The 16308-nt window shown below is 70.5% G+C and carries 12 protein-coding genes; 10 read left to right on the top strand and 2 right to left on the bottom strand.

The features are described from left to right. Nucleotides 1-27 precede the first annotated feature (27 nt). Genes OG538_RS13475 through OG538_RS13465 form a run of 3 tightly spaced genes read left to right on the top strand, consistent with a single transcriptional unit; the run spans nt 28 to nt 3272 of the window. Nucleotides 28-1251, top strand: a complete 1224-nt coding sequence (locus OG538_RS13475; RefSeq protein ID WP_406093364.1) for a cytidylyltransferase domain-containing protein — start codon at nt 28-30, stop codon at nt 1249-1251. Nucleotides 1252-1266: 15 nt separating this feature from the next. Then, nucleotides 1267-2202, top strand: a complete 936-nt coding sequence (locus tag OG538_RS13470; RefSeq protein WP_406093362.1) for an N-acetylneuraminate synthase family protein — start codon at nt 1267-1269, stop codon at nt 2200-2202. An 11-nt stretch (nt 2203-2213) separates the two neighbouring features. Next, the gene (locus tag OG538_RS13465) at nt 2214-3272 is read left to right on the top strand and encodes a hypothetical protein (RefSeq protein WP_406093360.1); all 1059 of its coding nucleotides are present in this window, start codon (nt 2214-2216) and stop codon (nt 3270-3272) included. Here OG538_RS13465 and OG538_RS13460 read toward each other — a convergent pair. Beyond that, nucleotides 3259-3822, bottom strand: coding sequence for a hypothetical protein (locus OG538_RS13460; protein WP_406093358.1), 564 nt, complete (start codon nt 3820-3822; stop codon nt 3259-3261). The genes OG538_RS13465 and OG538_RS13460 overlap by 14 nt on opposite strands. A gap of 211 nt (nt 3823-4033) precedes the next feature. On the opposite strand from OG538_RS13460, the gene OG538_RS13455 reads away from it, so the two are divergent. The 7 genes from OG538_RS13455 (at nt 4034) to OG538_RS13425 (ending at nt 12497) form a co-directional block, all read left to right on the top strand. Next, entirely contained in the window at nt 4034-5218 is a 1185-nt protein-coding gene (locus tag OG538_RS13455; protein WP_406100114.1) for an amidohydrolase, read from the top strand. 138 nt (nt 5219-5356) lie between these two features. Further along, nucleotides 5357-6397, top strand: a complete 1041-nt coding sequence (locus OG538_RS13450) for a BMP family protein (RefSeq protein ID WP_406093356.1) — start codon at nt 5357-5359, stop codon at nt 6395-6397. Between the two features lie 268 nt (nt 6398-6665). Next, nucleotides 6666-8291, top strand: a complete 1626-nt coding sequence (locus tag OG538_RS13445; protein ID WP_406093354.1) for an ABC transporter ATP-binding protein — start codon at nt 6666-6668, stop codon at nt 8289-8291. Further along, nucleotides 8288-9403, top strand: a complete 1116-nt coding sequence (locus OG538_RS13440) for an ABC transporter permease (RefSeq protein WP_406093352.1) — start codon at nt 8288-8290, stop codon at nt 9401-9403. Before OG538_RS13445 ends, OG538_RS13440 begins: the two co-directional genes overlap by 4 nt. Next, nucleotides 9400-10689: an ABC transporter permease gene (locus OG538_RS13435; protein WP_406093350.1), complete on the top strand. Its 1290-nt coding sequence runs from the start codon at nt 9400-9402 to the stop codon at nt 10687-10689. The genes OG538_RS13440 and OG538_RS13435 overlap by 4 nt, the downstream gene beginning before the upstream one ends. Then, entirely contained in the window at nt 10686-11108 is a 423-nt protein-coding gene (locus tag OG538_RS13430) for a cytidine deaminase (protein WP_326738276.1), read from the top strand. Before OG538_RS13435 ends, OG538_RS13430 begins: the two co-directional genes overlap by 4 nt. Nucleotides 11109-11219: 111 nt before the next feature. Further along, nucleotides 11220-12497 (top strand): thymidine phosphorylase, encoded by a 1278-nt coding sequence (locus OG538_RS13425; RefSeq protein WP_406093348.1) that lies wholly within the window; start codon nt 11220-11222, stop codon nt 12495-12497. A 137-nt stretch (nt 12498-12634) separates the two neighbouring features. Here OG538_RS13425 and OG538_RS13420 read toward each other — a convergent pair whose 3' ends face one another. Next, entirely contained in the window at nt 12635-15973 is a 3339-nt protein-coding gene (locus tag OG538_RS13420; RefSeq protein ID WP_406093346.1) for a S8 family peptidase, read from the bottom strand. Nucleotides 15974-16308 lie beyond the last annotated feature (335 nt).

Raw genomic sequence — 16308 nt, 5'->3', positions numbered from 1 at the left:
ATCCCCAAGTCACCCAATGGAGCAGCGATGACGCAGCCCACCGTGCTCGCCGTGATCCCCGCCCGCGGCGGATCCAAGGGCGTACCCGCCAAGAACCTCGCCCAGGTCGGCGGAGTACCGCTGGTCGTCCGCGCGGTCCGCGCCTGCCTCGCGTCGAGCGAGGTGACGGACGTCGTCGTGACGACCGACGCCCCGGCCGTCGCGGAGGCGGCCCGGGCCGCAGGCGCCGCGCTCGGCGAGGCCGGCCGGCTGCACTGCGTCCAGCGCCCCGAAGCCATCGCGGGCGACACCGCGACCAGCGAGGCCGCCGTCCTGCACGCTCTGGACACCTACGAGGCGGAGCACGGCCGGACCGTGGACGTGGTCCTGCTCGTCCAGTGCACCAGCCCCTTCATCGCCCGCGAGGACATCGACGGCGTCGCCGCGGCGGTCGCCCGCGAAGGCGCCGACACGGCCGTCACCGTCGCCCCGTTCCACGGCTTCCTGTGGCGCGACGGCAGCGCGGTCGAGGACCACAACTACGGCGTCAACCATGACAAGGCCGTCCGCCCCCGCCGCCAGGACCGGCCCGAGGACCTCCTGGAGACGGGCGCCGCCTACGCGATGGACGCGGCAGGATTCCGCACCCACCGCCACCGCTTCTTCGGTCACACCGCGCTGGTGCGCACCGACCCCGCGCGCGTCCTGGAGATCGACGACCCGCACGACCTGGCCCGCGCCCGCGCACTGGCCCCGCTCCTGGACCCCGCGCCGCTGCCCACCCGCGAGGACATCGACGCGGTCGTCCTCGACTTCGACGGCACCCAGACCGACGACCGGGTCCTCATCGACTCCGACGGCCGCGAGACGGTCGCCGTCCACCGCGGCGACGGACTCGGAATCGCCGCACTGCGCAAGGCAGGCATGCCCCTTCTGATCCTCTCCACGGAACAGAACCCGGTCGTCGCCGCCCGCGCCCAGAAGCTCCGCGTCCCCGTCCTCCACGGCATCGACCGCAAGGACCTCGCGCTCAAGCAGTGGTGCGACGAACAGTCCATCGCCCCCGAACGGGTCCTGTACGTCGGCAACGACGTCAACGACCTCCCCTGCTTCGCACTCGCCGGCTGGCCCGTGGCCGTCGCGAGCGCTCACGACTCGGTACGCGCCGCCGCGCGCGCCGTGACGAACACCCCCGGTGGCTTCGGCGCCGTCCGCGAGATCGCGGCCTGGCTCCTGGGCCCCACCCTGACCGATCCCACCCCCACCAAGTAAGTAAGGACCACCCTCATGAGCACCTCCCGACTGCGCACCCTGGGCACCCGCACCGCCGGCCCCGGCCACCCCGTCTACGTCACCGGCGAGATCGGCATCAACCACAACGGTGACCTCGACAACGCCATCAAGCTGATCGACGTGGCCGCCGAAGCCGGCTGCGACGCCGTCAAGTTCCAGAAGCGCACCCCGGAGATCTGCACCCCGCGCGACCAGTGGGACATCGAGCGCGACACCCCCTGGGGCCGGATGACGTACATCGACTACCGCCACCGCGTCGAGTTCGGCGAGACCGAGTACCGGGCGATCTCCGAGCACTGCGCCGAGCGCGGCATCGACTGGTTCGCCTCCCCGTGGGACACCGAGGCCGTCGCCTTCCTGGAGAAGTTCGACGTCCCCGCCCACAAGGTGGCCTCCGCCTCCCTCACCGACGACGAGCTCCTGCGCTCGCTGCGCGCCACCGGCCGCACGGTGATCCTCTCCACCGGCATGTCGACCCCGCGCCAGATCCGGCACGCCGTGGAGGTCCTCGGCTCGGACAACATCCTGCTCTGCCACGCCACTTCGACGTACCCGGCCAAGGCCGAGGAGCTGAACCTCCGCGTCATCCACACCCTCCAGCAGGAGTACCCGAACGTCCCGATCGGCTACAGCGGCCACGAGACGGGCCTGCAGACGACCCTCGCCGCCGTCGCGCTCGGCGCCGCGTTCGTCGAGCGCCACATCACGCTCGACCGCGCCATGTGGGGCTCCGACCAGGCCGCGTCCGTCGAGCCGCAGGGGCTGACCCGCCTGGTCCGCGACATCCGCACCATCGAGGCGTCCCTCGGCGACGGTGTCAAGAAGGTGTACGAGTCGGAGCTCGGTCCGATGAAGAAGCTCCGCCGGGTCCCGGGCGTCGTGGCAGAGAGCGGCGAGACGGCCCAGGCCGCCGAGCCGGTCGCGGTCTGACGGGCAGACCGGTGAACCTCGCCTTCGTCGAGAGCCCGGTCCAGCTCCTGAACGTCCTGGAGTGGGCCTACACAGAGGGAGGCGGCGGCCGTGTCGTCGCGGACGTCACCGTCGTCGTCCTCCCTCCGGTCGACCCGATGTCGCGCGGTCAGCTGCGCCGGATGGCGGAGCTGGCCCGCGACGAGGGCATCACCGTGCGCTGGCAGGAGGCGCGCGGCGACTCGGGCACCCCCCTGAAGTCGCTGCGCGCCCTGACCCGGCTCGTACGCAACGCCGACCACATCGTCATCGGGGACCCGTTCTCCCGCTACGTACAACTTTTGCTCTCCCTGGTCCGGCCCCGCCGGCTCACCGTGGTCGACGACGGCACCGCCACCATGGAGTTCGTGGCCCTGCTGACTCGCGGCGAGCGCCTGGTGCGCTGGCACCGCCGTGGCGGCTCCGGCCCCCGGGACCTGGCACTGGCCCCGGTCTCGGCCACCGCCCGACGGCGCTTCACCCCGTCCGCGGCGCGCGAGGTCGAGCTCTTCACCGCGATGCCGGTGATCCCGCCGCCCGGCATCACCCTCATCCCCAACACCTTCTCCTGGACCCGCTCCCGCTTCGGGCCTCCGCTGCTCACCAAGGGCGCGGACCTGGTCGGCACCTCGCTGGTCGAGACGGGCGTGGTCGACCGCGTCCCGTACCTGGAGGCGGTCGCGGCCCTCGCCCGTACGCACGGCGCCACCCGCTACTTCGCCCACCGCCGCGAGTCCACCGAGAAGCTCCACGCCCTGGAGGCCGCCACCGGCCTGGAGATCGTCCGCCCGGACCTCCCCCTGGAACTCATCGCCCGCCGCGGCCCCATCGGCCGCACGGTCCTGAGCTTCCCCTCCACGGTGGTCCACACCCTCCCGCTGGCCCTGGTCGGCACCGAGGTCAAGGTCGCGGTCTGCGACATCGCCCCGGAGTGGCTCCGGGAAACGGCGTCCCCTAGGGCGCAGGGATTCCTCGCGGGAGTCACGGAGACGGCCCGCGACGTCCAGAGGCTGGCGCCGTGGCGGGTGACGGCGGTGACTACGGAGGCGTGAGCTCGAAGGGGCCGACCGCGTCCTCCGGCCACTCGTCGGAGTCATGGGTGATGTGGATCCGCCCCCGGAGCGAGCCGCGCCCGGTCCGCTCCACCGGGGCCGACAGCGGCACGTACGTGGGCCTCAGCCCGGGCGGCAGTTCGGACTGCCGCCCGAACACCAGGACGTCGCCCGGATCGATGCAGTCGTTGCTCAGGCTCGCGATGATCCCTGCCGACAGAAGAATCCTGATCAATGAGTCCTGCATGTGCAGACCGACCGATCCGAGACGGCGGACGTCCGGTGAATGAAGGTCTCCAGCAGCGACCGCCACCCTTGCGGCCTCGGCCAGCCTGCCGTCACCACGCCAGCTCACGGACACGGCCGCCGAAGCCAGGTCCGCGTCGCGATGGACGTGGACCACCGCACCGGGCCGGGCTTCGGAGACATGGTCGGAGCGGAAAGTGGGCAGTCCCGCGAGCTGAAGCGCCTGGACGACTTCATCGGCCAACTCGGCGCGTACCGCGATCACCTCGTCGGAGGCGTGGTCGAATCCGTACGCGTCCTTCATCGTTGCGCCTCCCCGTATCCGATCGGCGAGTGTACCCACCGCGTCTTCACCCCACACTCCGCGACCCAGTCATTTATTCGTCTATGTGGCTGAACTTTTCTTGTTTCATGGTCACTTGAAGGGGGAACGGACTTACCCTTCATCAGTGAACCACTCGACGCACCCCGAGACGCTCCGCGACGGTGAGGCCCGGCCGCTCGCGGCAGAGGCCCTGCCCGGCACGCTGCCCGAAGCGCTGCGCGCCGAGCTCATCGCCTTCCGCCGTGATCTGCACATGCACCCCGAGCTCGGCAACCAGGAGTTCCGCACCACCGCGGCCATCAGGGCCCGGCTGGAGCAGGCGGGCCTGGAGCCGCGGGTGCTCGCCTCCGGGACGGGGCTGATGTGTGACGTGGGGACGCGGGACGGGGCGACGCAGCCCATGCTGGCGCTGCGGGCCGACATCGACGCGCTGCCGATCCCTGACACCAAGGCCGGCGTCCCGTACCGCTCCACCGTGCCCGACCGGGCGCACGCCTGCGGGCACGACGTGCACACCACCACCGTCCTCGGCGCCGGTCTCGTGCTCGCCGACCTCGACCGGCAGGGGCTGCTGCCCAACCCGGTGCGGCTGATCTTCCAGCCGGCCGAGGAGGTGCTGCCCGGCGGGGCGCCCGATGCGATCGAGTGCGGGGTGCTGGAGGGTGTCGGCCGGATCATCGGGGTGCACTGCGACCCGAAGGTCGACGCCGGCCGGATCGGGCTGCGGGTCGGGGCGATCACCTCCGCCTGCGACCGGCTGGAGCTGTCCCTGGACGGGCCCGGCGGCCACACCGCCCGCCCGCACCTGACCACGGACCTGGTCACCGCCGCCGCCAAGGTGGCCACCGAGGTGCCCGCCCTGCTGGCCCGCCGGGTCGACGCGCGGGCCGGGCTCGCGGTGACCTGGGGGCGCCTGGAGACCGGGCACGCGTGCAACGTGATCCCGCAACACGCCGAACTGTCGGGCACGGTTCGCTGCCTGGATCTGGCGGCGTGGCGCGACGCACCGGACCTGGTGCACGCCGCGATCGACGAGGTGGCCGGAATGTACGGGGCCAAGACGGTGATCAACTACATCCGGGGTGTCCCGCCCGTGGTCAACGACCAGGCCGCGATCGACCTGCTCTCCGGTGCGATGACCGCCCGCCGCGGTTCGTATGCGATCGAGGACACCGAACAGAGCCTGGGCGGGGAGGACTTCTCCTGGTATCTGGAGCACGTACCGGGCGCGATGGCGCGCCTCGGAGTGCGGACGCCCGGCGACACGCGCGGGCTGGACCTGCACCGGGGTAACTTCGACGCGGACGAGGAGGCGATCACCGTGGGCGTGGAGCTCTTCACCGCCTCCGCTCTGCTTCACGGCAACCATCCGTAACCGGACAGGTCACCCCAGGTTCGCGACGATCCGATAACGGCTTCCGTACAGGGCTTTATCTGACATCTACGCGCGTTACGATCGCGGCGAAACCAGCGCCGGAAGAGGCGCTTCGGTCAGGTTTGAAGGAGCCTTCCCTTGCGCCGGGTATCCAAGATCACCGCAGCTTGTGCCGTTACCGCGGCGCTGGCGCTCACCGCCACCGCGTGCGGCAGCTCGTCCGACGAGAGCAGCAGCTCCGACGACGGCCAGATGAAGATCGGCATGGCCTACGACGTCGGCGGCCGTGGCGACAACTCGTTCAACGACTCCGCCGCCCGTGGCCTGGACAAGGCCAAGGCCGAGTTCGACGCCCAGACGAAGGAGCTCACCGCCAAGAACGGTGAGACCCCCGCCGACCGCGAGCAGCGTCTGCAGTCGCTGGCCGAGGGTGGCTACAACCCGGTCATCGCCGTCGGCTTCGCGTACAAGGACGCGGTCGACAAGATCGCTCCGAAGTACCCGAAGGTCAACTTCGGCCTGGTCGACTCGGTCGCCGAGGCGAAGAACGTCGCCTCGATCGTCTTCACCGAGGAGCAGGGCTCGTACCTCGCCGGTGTCGCGGCCGCGCTGAAGTCGAAGGACGGCAAGGTCGGCTTCATCGGTGGTGTGGACCTCCCGCTGATCAAGAAGTTCGCCGCCGGCTTCCAGCAGGGTGTCAAGGACACGAAGCCCAAGGCCACGGTGCAGATCCAGTACCTGTCCACCGGCTCGGACCTGTCCGGCTTCGGCAGCCCCGACAAGGGCAAGGAAGCCGCCAAGGGCATGCTCGACAAGGGCGTCGACGTCATCTTCGCCGCCGCGGGCGGCTCGGGTGCCGGTGCGATCGAGGCCGTCGCGGGCCAGAAGGGTGCCTGGGCCATCGGTGTCGACTCCGACCAGGCCCTGGACCCGGCGCTGTCCAAGTACAAGGCGTCGATCCTGACCTCGGTCGTCAAGAACGTCGACACCGGCGTCTTCGACCTGGTCAAGTCCGTCAAGGACGGCAAGCCGCTGACCGGCACGCAGACGTACTCCCTGGCCAAGGGCGGCGTCAGCCTGACCACCACGGGTGACCACCTCAAGGACATCCAGACCCAGCTCGACGAGGCGAAGAAGAAGATCGTCGACGGCACCATCACGGTCAAGACCACGACCTGATCCGTCCCGTCGATCGGGGCCCGGACGAGCGGCTTCGGCCGCCCGACCGGGCCCCGATTCACGTACCCCCTCACGGGGGTCACCGGCCCCGGTCCGCCATCTGTGATCAGGTGGCCAACGATTCGGTGGCGCTACGCGCGTAGCACCGCTCGGGCGCGGTACCTTTTTCCGCCCCCCGCTCACGCCATCCCGTCTCCGTCCCACCGCCTCCGCCCTCCGCTCCTGCCAAGGAGAGTGCGCCATCAACGCGTCCAGCAGTCCTCATGCCGTGGAGCTCCGCGGCATCACCAAGCGGTTCCCCGGGGTCGTGGCCAACCACGACATCGACATCACCGTGCGCCGCGGCACCGTCCACGCTCTCGTCGGTGAGAACGGTGCGGGCAAGTCCACTCTGATGAAGATCCTGTACGGCATGCAGAAGCCGGACGAGGGCACCATCGCGGTGGACGGCGAGCCCGCCACGTTCTCCAACCCGGGCGACGCCATCGACCGCGGCATCGGCATGGTGCACCAGCACTTCATGCTCGCCGACTACCTCACCGTCCTGGAGAACGTCGTACTCGGCTCCGAGAAGCTGTACGGCATCGGCGACCGGGCCCGCGCGAAGATCCGGGAGATCTCCGACGCGTACGGCCTCGGCGTCCGCCCGGACGCCATGGTCGAGGACCTGGGGGTCGCCGACCGCCAGCGGGTGGAGATCCTCAAGGTCCTCTACCGCGGCGCCCGCACCCTGATCCTCGACGAGCCCACCGCCGTCCTCGTGCCGCAGGAGGTCGATGCGCTCTTCGACAACCTGCGCGAGCTCAAGGCCGAGGGCCTGACGGTCATCTTCATCTCGCACAAGCTGGGCGAGGTGCTGTCGGTGGCCGACGAGATCACCGTCATCCGGCGCGGGACGACCGTGGGCACCGCCGATCCGCAGCACACCACGACCAAGCAGCTCGCCGAGCTGATGGTCGGCAGTGAACTGCCGTCGCCGGAGACCCGTGAGTCGACCGTCACCGACACACCGATGCTGACCGCCGACGGGCTGCGGCTGACCGCGACCGACCCGGACGGGGTGGTGCGCGCCGTGCTCGACGGCATCACCTTCACCATCCACAAGGGCGAGGTCCTCGGCATCGCGGGCGTCGAGGGCAACGGCCAGTCCGAACTCGTCGACGCCATCATGGGCATGCGCACCCTCGACGCGGGCTCGCTCGCCCTGGACGGCACGGACATCTCCCGTACGCCGACGCGCAGGCGCCGCGAGAACGGCATGGCCGTCATCCCCGAGGACCGCCACCGGCACGGACTGCTGCTGGAGGCCCCCCTCTGGGAGAACCGCATCCTCGGCCACGTCACCGAGCGCCCCAACAGCAAGGGCGCCTTCCTCGACCTCAAGGCCGCCCGCGCCGACACCGAGCGGATCGTGCGCGAGTACGACGTGCGCACCCCCGGCATCGAGGTCACGGCGGCGTCCCTCTCCGGCGGCAACCAGCAGAAGCTGATCGTCGGCCGCGAGATGAGCCACTCGCCCAAGCTCCTGATCGCCGCGCACCCCACCCGGGGCGTGGACGTCGGCGCGCAGGCCCAGATCTGGGACCAGATCCGTGAGGCGCGCCGCGAGGGACTGGCGGTCCTGCTGATCTCCGCCGACCTCGACGAGCTGATCGGGCTCTCCGACACGCTGCGCGTCATGTACCGCGGACGGCTGGTCGCGGACGCCGACCCGGCGTCCGTCACCCCCGAGGAACTCGGCTCGGCGATGACGGGCGCGGCCAGCGGCCACCTCGACGCGCCGGAGGAGACCCCGGCGGCGGAGCCCCCGGCCCCGGGGAAGTCACTCGCGCCGGACGACCCGGCCGCCGACCGCACCGACACCGACCCCCGGAACGGGGGAGAGGACCGATGAAGAAGATCGACAAGGAGCGGCTGCTCCTGGGGATCGCGGCCCCCGTACTCGCGATCGTGGTCGCCTTCCTGGTGACGGCACTCGTGCTCGCCGCCACCGGCAAGGAACCCTTCAGCGCCTTCGGCATCATGTTCGACTACGGCCTGAAGTCGGACAGCCAGGTCTACATCCTCAACAAGGCGACGACGTACTACCTCGCGGGTCTTGCGGTGGCCGTCGGCTTCCGGATGAACCTCTTCAACATCGGCGTCGACGGCCAGTACCGCCTCGCCGCCTTCTTCGCCGCCGCCCTCGGCGGCGCGCTGACCCTGCCCGGTGCCCTCCAGATCCCGCTGATCATCCTCACCGCGATGATCGTCGGCGCGATGTGGGCCGGTATCGCCGGTGTCCTCAAGGTCACCCGGGGCGTCAGCGAGGTCGTCTCGACGATCATGCTGAACGCCATTGCGACCGCGATCATCGGCTACCTGCTCCAGCAGCACCGCCTCGGACACCTCGACGAGGCCGGCACCAAGATCTCCACCGAGCCGCTCCCGGAGTCCTCGCACTTCTTCGAGTTCCCGACCACCCCGACGCCCGTCTGGGGCTTCATCGTGATCGCGATCATCGCGGGCATCGCCTACTGGTTCACGCTCTCGCGCACCCGCTTCGGCTTCGACCTGCGCACCGTCGGGCAGTCCGGCTCCGCGGCCGAGGCCAGCGGCGTGAACGTCAAGAAGATGATCGTCACCTCGATGCTCATCTCGGGTGCCATGGCCGGGCTGATCGGTATGCCGACGCTGCTCAACGACAGCTACGAGTACAGCGGCGACTTCCCGGTCGGCATCGGCTTCACCGGCATTGCCATCGCACTCCTCGGCCGCAACCACCCCGTCGGCATCGCGCTCGGCGCACTGCTCTGGGGCTTCCTGGAACGCGGCACCGGAAAGCTGGAGTTCGAGGGGTACGACAAGGAGATCGTCGGCGTGATCCAGGGCGTCATCGTCCTGTGCGTCGTCATCGCCTACGAAGTCGTCCGCCGCTACGGACTCAAGCGCCAGCAGAGCAAGGTCGGCGCGGAACTCGCCGCACAGGCCGCCCGTAACTCCGACCAGCAGGAGGTGTCGGCGTGACCGTCACGGCGACTTCCACCCCGCCCCCCGCGGCCCCCAAGGTCTCCGGCGGCAAGGGCGGCCGCACCCGCCTCTCCTTCCCCGTTGTCCTGCTGATCATCGCGGGCGTCCTGCTCGCGCTGTCCGCGGTGCGCGCCATCACCGGCGCCCAGGACGTCACCTCGGCCGGACAGATCAGCGCCGCCCTCGCGATGGCCGTACCGATCGGCCTGGCCGGTCTCGGCGGCCTCTGGTCCGAACGCGCCGGCGTGGTCAACATCGGCCTCGAAGGCATGATGATCCTGGGCACCTTCTTCGGCGCCTGGGCCGGCTGGCAGACCAACCCCTGGCTCGGCGTCCTCGCCGGTGTCATCGGCGGCATGCTCGGCGGGCTGCTGCACGCGGTCGCCACCGTCACCTTCGGCGTCGACCACATCATCTCCGGCATCGCGATCAACATCCTGGCGCTCGGCTTCACCACCTACTTCGCCAAGCTGTGGTTCAACTCCGGCGACGCGGCGGCCAAGGGCGGCTCCCCGAAGCAGTCCCCGCCCGCCGACGAGATCACCTCCGTGACGATCCCGGGCCTCTCCGACTGGCTGCACTCCATCGAGAAGCACCACTGGTTCTTCGTCTCCGACCTCGCCGGCATCATCGGCGGCCTGGTGACCAACCTGTCGCTGCTGACGATCGTGGCCGCCGTCCTGTTCGTCGTGACGTTCTTCGTCCTGTGGAAGACCGCCTTCGGCCTGCGGCTGCGCTCCTGCGGCGAGAACCCGGTCGCCGCCGAATCGCTCGGCGTGAACGTCTACACGTACAAGTACATCGCGGTGATCGTCTCCGGCGGCATGGCCGGACTCGGCGGCGCCTTCCTCTCCCTGGTCACCTCGCACATCTACAACGAGGGACAGACCGGCGGCCGCGGATACATCGGTCTCGCCGCGATGATCTTCGGTAACTGGCGGCCCGGCGGACTCGCCATGGGCGCCGGCCTGTTCGGCTTCGCCGACGCCCTCCAGCTGCGCAACGGCGGCGAGTCCGTCCACGCGCTGCTCCTGCTGCTCGTCGTCGTGCTGGCCGGCATCGCCGCCTGGAAGCTCTACCGCAAGAGCTTCCTGCAGGGCGTCGTCAGCGCGCTCATCGCCGCCGCGGTCCTGGTCTGGTACCTCGGCACGGACACGGTGCCCACCGAGTTCGTGAGCGCCACCCCGTACGTCGTCACGCTGCTCGTCCTCTCGCTCTCCGCACAGCGGCTGCGGATGCCGAAGGCGGACGGCATGCGCTACCGCAAGGGGCAGGGCAAGTGACGCCCACCGCCGGCGCGGACGCCGCCGCCGTCGCAGGGGCCGACTGGGACGCCCTGCGGGCCGCGGCCCGGGACGCCATGTCCCGGGCGTACGCGCCCTACTCCGGCTACCCGGTCGGCGTCGCCGCGCGCGTCGACGACGGCCGCACGATCGTCGGCTGCAACGTCGAGAACGCCTCGTACGGCATCGGGCTGTGCGCGGAGTGCGGCCTGGTCTCCCAGCTGCACGCCACCGGCGGCGGCCGCCTGACCCACTTCACCTGTGTGGACGGGGCGGGCGAGATCCTGGTGCCGTGCGGCCGGTGCAGGCAGCTGCTGTACGAGTTCGGCGGACCGGAACTCGTCCTGGAGACGCCGGACGGCTTCCGCACGCTGGACGAGATGCTGCCGCAGGCGTTCGGACCGTCGCACCTCGGTTAGCAACTCGCCGGGTGGGCCCGCAGGCGGGCCCACCCGGCGGCTCATTTCTTCTCTATGCGCGTAGAGTCAATGGGACTCATGCGTACGTACCGGCCGGAAGGACTCCAGGACATGGACGCCATCTCCGTCATCCGCACCAAGCGGGACCGAGGCGAGCTGACCCCCGAGCAGATCGACTGGGTCATCGACGCGTACACCCGCGGCGAGGTCGCCGACGAGCAGATGTCCGCACTGGCCATGGCGATCCTGCTGAACGGCATGAACCGCACGGAGATCGCCCGCTGGACCGCGGCCATGATCGCCTCCGGCGAGCGGATGAACTTCGACGCCCTCTCCCGCCCCACCACCGACAAGCACTCCACCGGCGGCGTCGGCGACAAGATCACCCTGCCGCTCGCCCCGCTGGTCGCCGCCTGCGGCGCCGCCGTACCGCAGCTCAGCGGCCGCGGCCTCGGCCACACCGGCGGCACGCTCGACAAGCTGGAGTCCATCCCCGGCTGGCGCGCGCACCTCTCGAACGCCGAGATGCTCAACGTCCTCGACACCACCGGCGCCGTCATCTGCGCGGCGGGCGACGGCCTGGCCCCCGCCGACAAGAAGCTGTACGCGCTCCGCGACGTCACCGGCACCGTCGAGGCCATTCCGCTCATCGCCAGCTCGATCATGTCCAAGAAGATCGCCGAGGGCACCGGCGCACTCGTCCTGGACGTCAAGGTCGGCTCCGGCGCCTTCATGAAGACCATCGAGGACGCCCGCGAACTGGCCTCCACCATGGTCGCGCTGGGCACCGACAGCGGCGTACGCACGGTCGCCCTGCTCACCGACATGGCCACCCCCCTCGGCCTCACCGCGGGCAACGCCCTGGAGGTCCGCGAGTCCGTGGACGTCCTGGCCGGCGGCGGCCCGAAGGACGTCATCGACCTCACCCTGGCCCTCGCCCGCGAGATGCTGGACGCGGCTGGACTCAAGGACGCCGACCCGGAGAAGGCCCTCGCGGACGGCTCCGCGATGGACGTCTGGCGCCGGATGATCTCCGCCCAGGGCGGTGACCCGGACGCCACGCTTCCGGTCGCCCGCGAACAGCACGTCGTCACGGCCCCGTCCTCCGGCGTCCTGACCCGCCTGGACGCCTACGACATCGGTGTCGCCGCCTGGCGCCTCGGCGCGGGCCGCGCCCGCAAGGAGGACCCGGTCCAGGCCGGTGCGGGTATCGAACTGCACGCCAAGCCGGGCGACCAGGTGACCGCCGGGATGCCGCTGCTGACGCTGCACACGGACACCCCGGAGAAGTTCGAGTACGCGCTCAAGGCCCTGCCGGACGCGTACGACATCGCCCCGTCGGGCACCCCGTTCGCCGCCACCCCGGTGGTGCGGGAACGTATCGCCTGACCACGCGCCCATGCGAGCGGCCCGCCGGAACGGTGAGAACCGTCCCGGCGGGCCGCTGTCATGCGGTCGGTGCCGGCTGCCTGCTCCGGCTGTCCTCTTCGGCGGTCTCCTCCGAGCCGCCGGCCGGTGGCTGCCTGCTACTTGCCGAAGTAGGCGTGGTAGATCGCCACCGAGGACGTGTTGCCCTTCTTGTCCGTGACCCTGGCCTTGAAGGAGATCGACTTCTTCGCGGCCGGGTTCTTCACGGAGATCCTGCCCTTGGTGACCGCGGTCTTCTTCCAGGTCTTCCCGGCGTTGTAACTGACGTACACCGTGAGCGACTTGAGGTTCTTCCCGGCGGCCGCGCCCTGCACCGTCACCGGCACGGACACGGACTTCCCGGCCTTGGCCGTGCTGTCCAGCGCAACCTCCGGCGTGAAGCGGACCATGGAGACCGGCAGCGCCGCGAGGCCCGTCGTCCGGCCGGAGCGGAAGGTCCAGCTCGCGTCGATCCGGGTGGAGACCGAAGAGATGTCAGGGCCGCGCCGAACCGACGTGGTCAGCCGGTAGTCGGCGGCAGAGGCGGGCACGGTGATGGGCGTCTCGCCCGCCAGCGGGTCGGCGTTCTTGGCGAACACCTTGCCGTTGCGGTACAGGACGGTCGACACCGATCCGTAGACGGAACCGCCGATGTTCCGGTGGCCGTCGGCGACCAGGGGCAGCGACCCCATCAGCACGTTGTCCTCCCGGAAGATCCCGAAGTCGGCGTTGACATAAGGCCCGAACACCGCGGTGTTCACGGTCTTCGCATACGCCTTTCCGGCCGTGAGGGTCTGCGGGGCGCCGAGGGAGTACGAGGCGTCCGTCCGCGGGTATCCGTCCTCGTCGAGTGCACCGTTCTGGTCGAAGTCGAAGCCCCACCGCACCTTGTCGGCAGTGGAGACATAGGCGGTGGTGGTCGACGGAAGCTTCTGGGTGGTTGCGGCCGACCAGCCGCCGAACGAGCCGGGCAGCTCGCCCCACGCGGAGAAGTCGCCGGTCTTGCCCTTGACGGACGAACCGGCGCGGACCGTGACCTTGGCCAGCCGGTCGCTGCCGAACGCGCGGTGGTAGCCGGTCGCCACCCGGCTCACCGGGCCGCCGAGCGCGATGTCGTACCGGGTCGCCGCGCCCTTGGTCCAGGTGCCGTACCAGTGCTGGGAGAGCTTGACGCCGGTCGTCTTCGGACCGATGTGCGCGGTGCGCAGATGCTTGTACGAGTCCAGCAGCCAGCCGTAGCCGTAGCTGTTGTCCTCGTGTTCGACCTGGAGGTCGGGCGAGGCGAGCACGGGCTTCGTGCCGGTGGCCGGGAGGGTGATGGTCACCGGCTTGGCCCGGCGGGCGTCGAAGGTCACCGTGGTGTTCCTGGTGAGGTTCAGAGAGGGCTGAGCGAGCCAGTCGACGCCCTTGTCCAGGTCGTCCGGGTCGATGTACACCGCCGAGTTCAGTACGTACCCGCCCTTGGGGACGCGGAGCTTCGCCGTTCCGTCGACCACTTCGGGGGACTCCCACACGCCGACGGCGGCACCGCTGATGCCGTAGACGTCGCCGGTGGTGTACGGGGCAGGCTTGCCGTCACGCCCGATGGTCTTGAGCGTGAGGTCGTAGGACTCGCGCTCACGGTCGACCGCGGCCGCGGTGCGGACGGTCTGCCCGCCGCCGGTCGCGACGACGTACGCGGAGTAGCCGCCGTCGGAAGTGCCGCCGAGCCGGGTGTTCACGGTCAGCGGCACCTCGGCGGTGCCGCCCGCCGGGACGGTCACGCCGGTGGTGCCGAGGGTGAAGAAGCCGGCCGGGGCGGGCTTGCCCGTCGGGCCGGTGCTCTGGACGGCGAGGGCGAGCGTGACGTCGGTCGTGCCGAGGTTGCGGTACGACACCTTCTTCGTGACCGGCACGTCATCGGTGTGCGGCCACTGCTGCCTGCCGAAGCTCAGCGAGACCGGTTCGGCGACGACCGTCTGGGCGATCGCCCGGTCGACGGCGATGCGGCCCGAGCCCTGCTGGAAGGGGGTGTACGGGCCCGGCTTCGTGGAGGCCGTGAGGGCGCCCTTGAGCTCGGTGTACTTCCACGTGGGGTGCTGCTGCTTGAGGAGCGCCGCGGCCCCCGCGACGTGCGGGGTCGCCATCGACGTACCGGAGATCGTCAGATACCCGGGCGGGTTCTGACCGACCTCCTCGTCGATGACGGAGCCGGGAGATGCCGCCGCCGTGATGTCCACGCCGGGAGCGGTCACATCGGGTTTGATGGCGCTGTCGCCGACCCGGGGGCCCCGGCTGGAGAAGTCCGCCAGCAGGTCCTCGTCGTCGACCGCGCCGACGGTCAGCGCGGAGTCCGCGCTGCCGGGGGAGCCGACCGTGCCGGCCGCGTCGCCCTCATTGCCCGCCGCGATGGCGAAGAGCACGCCACTGTCGGCGGAGAGCTTGTTGACCGCCGCTTCCAGCGGGTCGATCCCCGGGGTGTCGGTGCCGCCGAGGCTCAGGTTGATGACGTCGGCACCCTGCGCGACCGCCCACTCCATGCCGGCCAGGATGCCGGAGTCCTCGCCGAAGCCGTCGTCGTCGAGCACCTTGCCCTCGAGGAGCTTGGCGTCCGGGGCCACGCCCTTGAACTTCCCGCCCGACTTCGCGCCGGTACCGGCAGCGATCGAGGAGACATGGGTCCCGTGGCCGAAACGGTCCTTCGTGTCGGGCGCGGTGGAGAAGTTCTTCGACGTGAGGATCTGACCCTTGAGGTCCGGGTGAGTGGCGTCCGCGCCGGTGTCCAGGACGGCGATCTTGACGCCCTTGCCGGTGTAGCCCGCCTTCCAGGCGATCGGCGCGCCGATCTGCGGGACGCTCCTGTCGAGGCTCGCCCGGCGCACGCCGTCCAGCCACACCCGGTCGATACCGGCGGCCGTGGTCCGCTGGACGCCGGTCGACGGCTTGCTGGTGAGCGCGTGCCAGATGGACCCTGCGTCCTCCCGCGGGGTGACCACGGACTGTGCGTTCAGCGACTTCAGCACGGGCCCGACCCGGGTGGCACCCGCGTCGCGGACCTCGGCCTTCGCGGCCGTTGCGGCGCCGCCCCGGTAGGAGACGATCAGCCTCAGGCCCGACTTCTGGGCCCTGCGGTTCTCCGCCCGGCTCAGCTCCGTGATGTCGAACAGCCGGAGGTCCAGCTTTCCGGAGCCGACCAGCCGGTGTGCGTCGGCGGGGACGAGGTAGGTGTGCCCGTCGCGTATCTGCCGCTGCACGGGTATGTGTTCGCGCCCCGCCGCGGGGCGGAAGCCCACGACCCGCCCCTTGGCGCCCACCGTGACGCGGTCGCCCGTGATGAGGGTCAGTTGATGCCGGGTGCCGGACAGGCTGTCGGCCGGCTGCGACGGGCTGGTGTCGCGGGCCATGGCCGGGGTGGTCAACCCGGCCGCGAGCGCCACGGCCGCCGCGGTGGCGACGGTGGAAACACACGCTCTTCTCACGTGTCTCTGCAACTCTCCCCCTGGAGAATCAGGCGGCCCCCGAGGGGGCCGGTGGTCAGCCGTCTCCGGCGTGCACCGGAGCCGGTCAGTTCACCCGGAGAGAGGGCAGAACTGAGGGAGAGGGTTCATGGAGAGCACATAAGTGGCTGGAGTTGGCGCGTCGTTGTCGGTTGTCGCCCGTCCGTCGGCGAGGAAGTGACCGTGCTGAATGTGCCGGGAAGGCGCCAGGAGTGGCCCACGACGCCGGGGCCCCTCCTCCGGGAAACCTGAGCCGGGTCCTGAGGTCCTGGCGAAGGACAGAGGCACGGGGCGACGAGTTCCGGCCACCCAACGGG

The organism is Streptomyces sp. NBC_01013 (assembly GCF_045162765.1).
Lineage (GTDB): Bacteria > Actinomycetota > Actinomycetes > Streptomycetales > Streptomycetaceae > Streptomyces.
The sequence above is the reverse complement of the archived record's forward strand: the minus strand, read 5'-3'. Positions and strand labels throughout refer to the sequence as shown.

Excerpts from the sequence above, each read along its gene's own strand:
- OG538_RS13475 (WP_406093364.1), top strand. The coding sequence starts at position 28 with ATGACGCAGCCCACCGTGCTCGCCGTGATCCCCGCCCGCGGCGGATCC.
- OG538_RS13425 (WP_406093348.1), top strand. The coding sequence starts at position 11,220 with ATGGACGCCATCTCCGTCATCCGCACCAAGCGGGACCGAGGCGAGCTG.
- OG538_RS13470 (WP_406093362.1), top strand. The coding sequence starts at position 1,267 with ATGAGCACCTCCCGACTGCGCACCCTGGGCACCCGCACCGCCGGCCCC.
- OG538_RS13460 (WP_406093358.1), bottom strand. The coding sequence starts at position 3,822 with ATGAAGGACGCGTACGGATTCGACCACGCCTCCGACGAGGTGATCGCG.
- OG538_RS13440 (WP_406093352.1), top strand. The coding sequence starts at position 8,288 with ATGAAGAAGATCGACAAGGAGCGGCTGCTCCTGGGGATCGCGGCCCCC.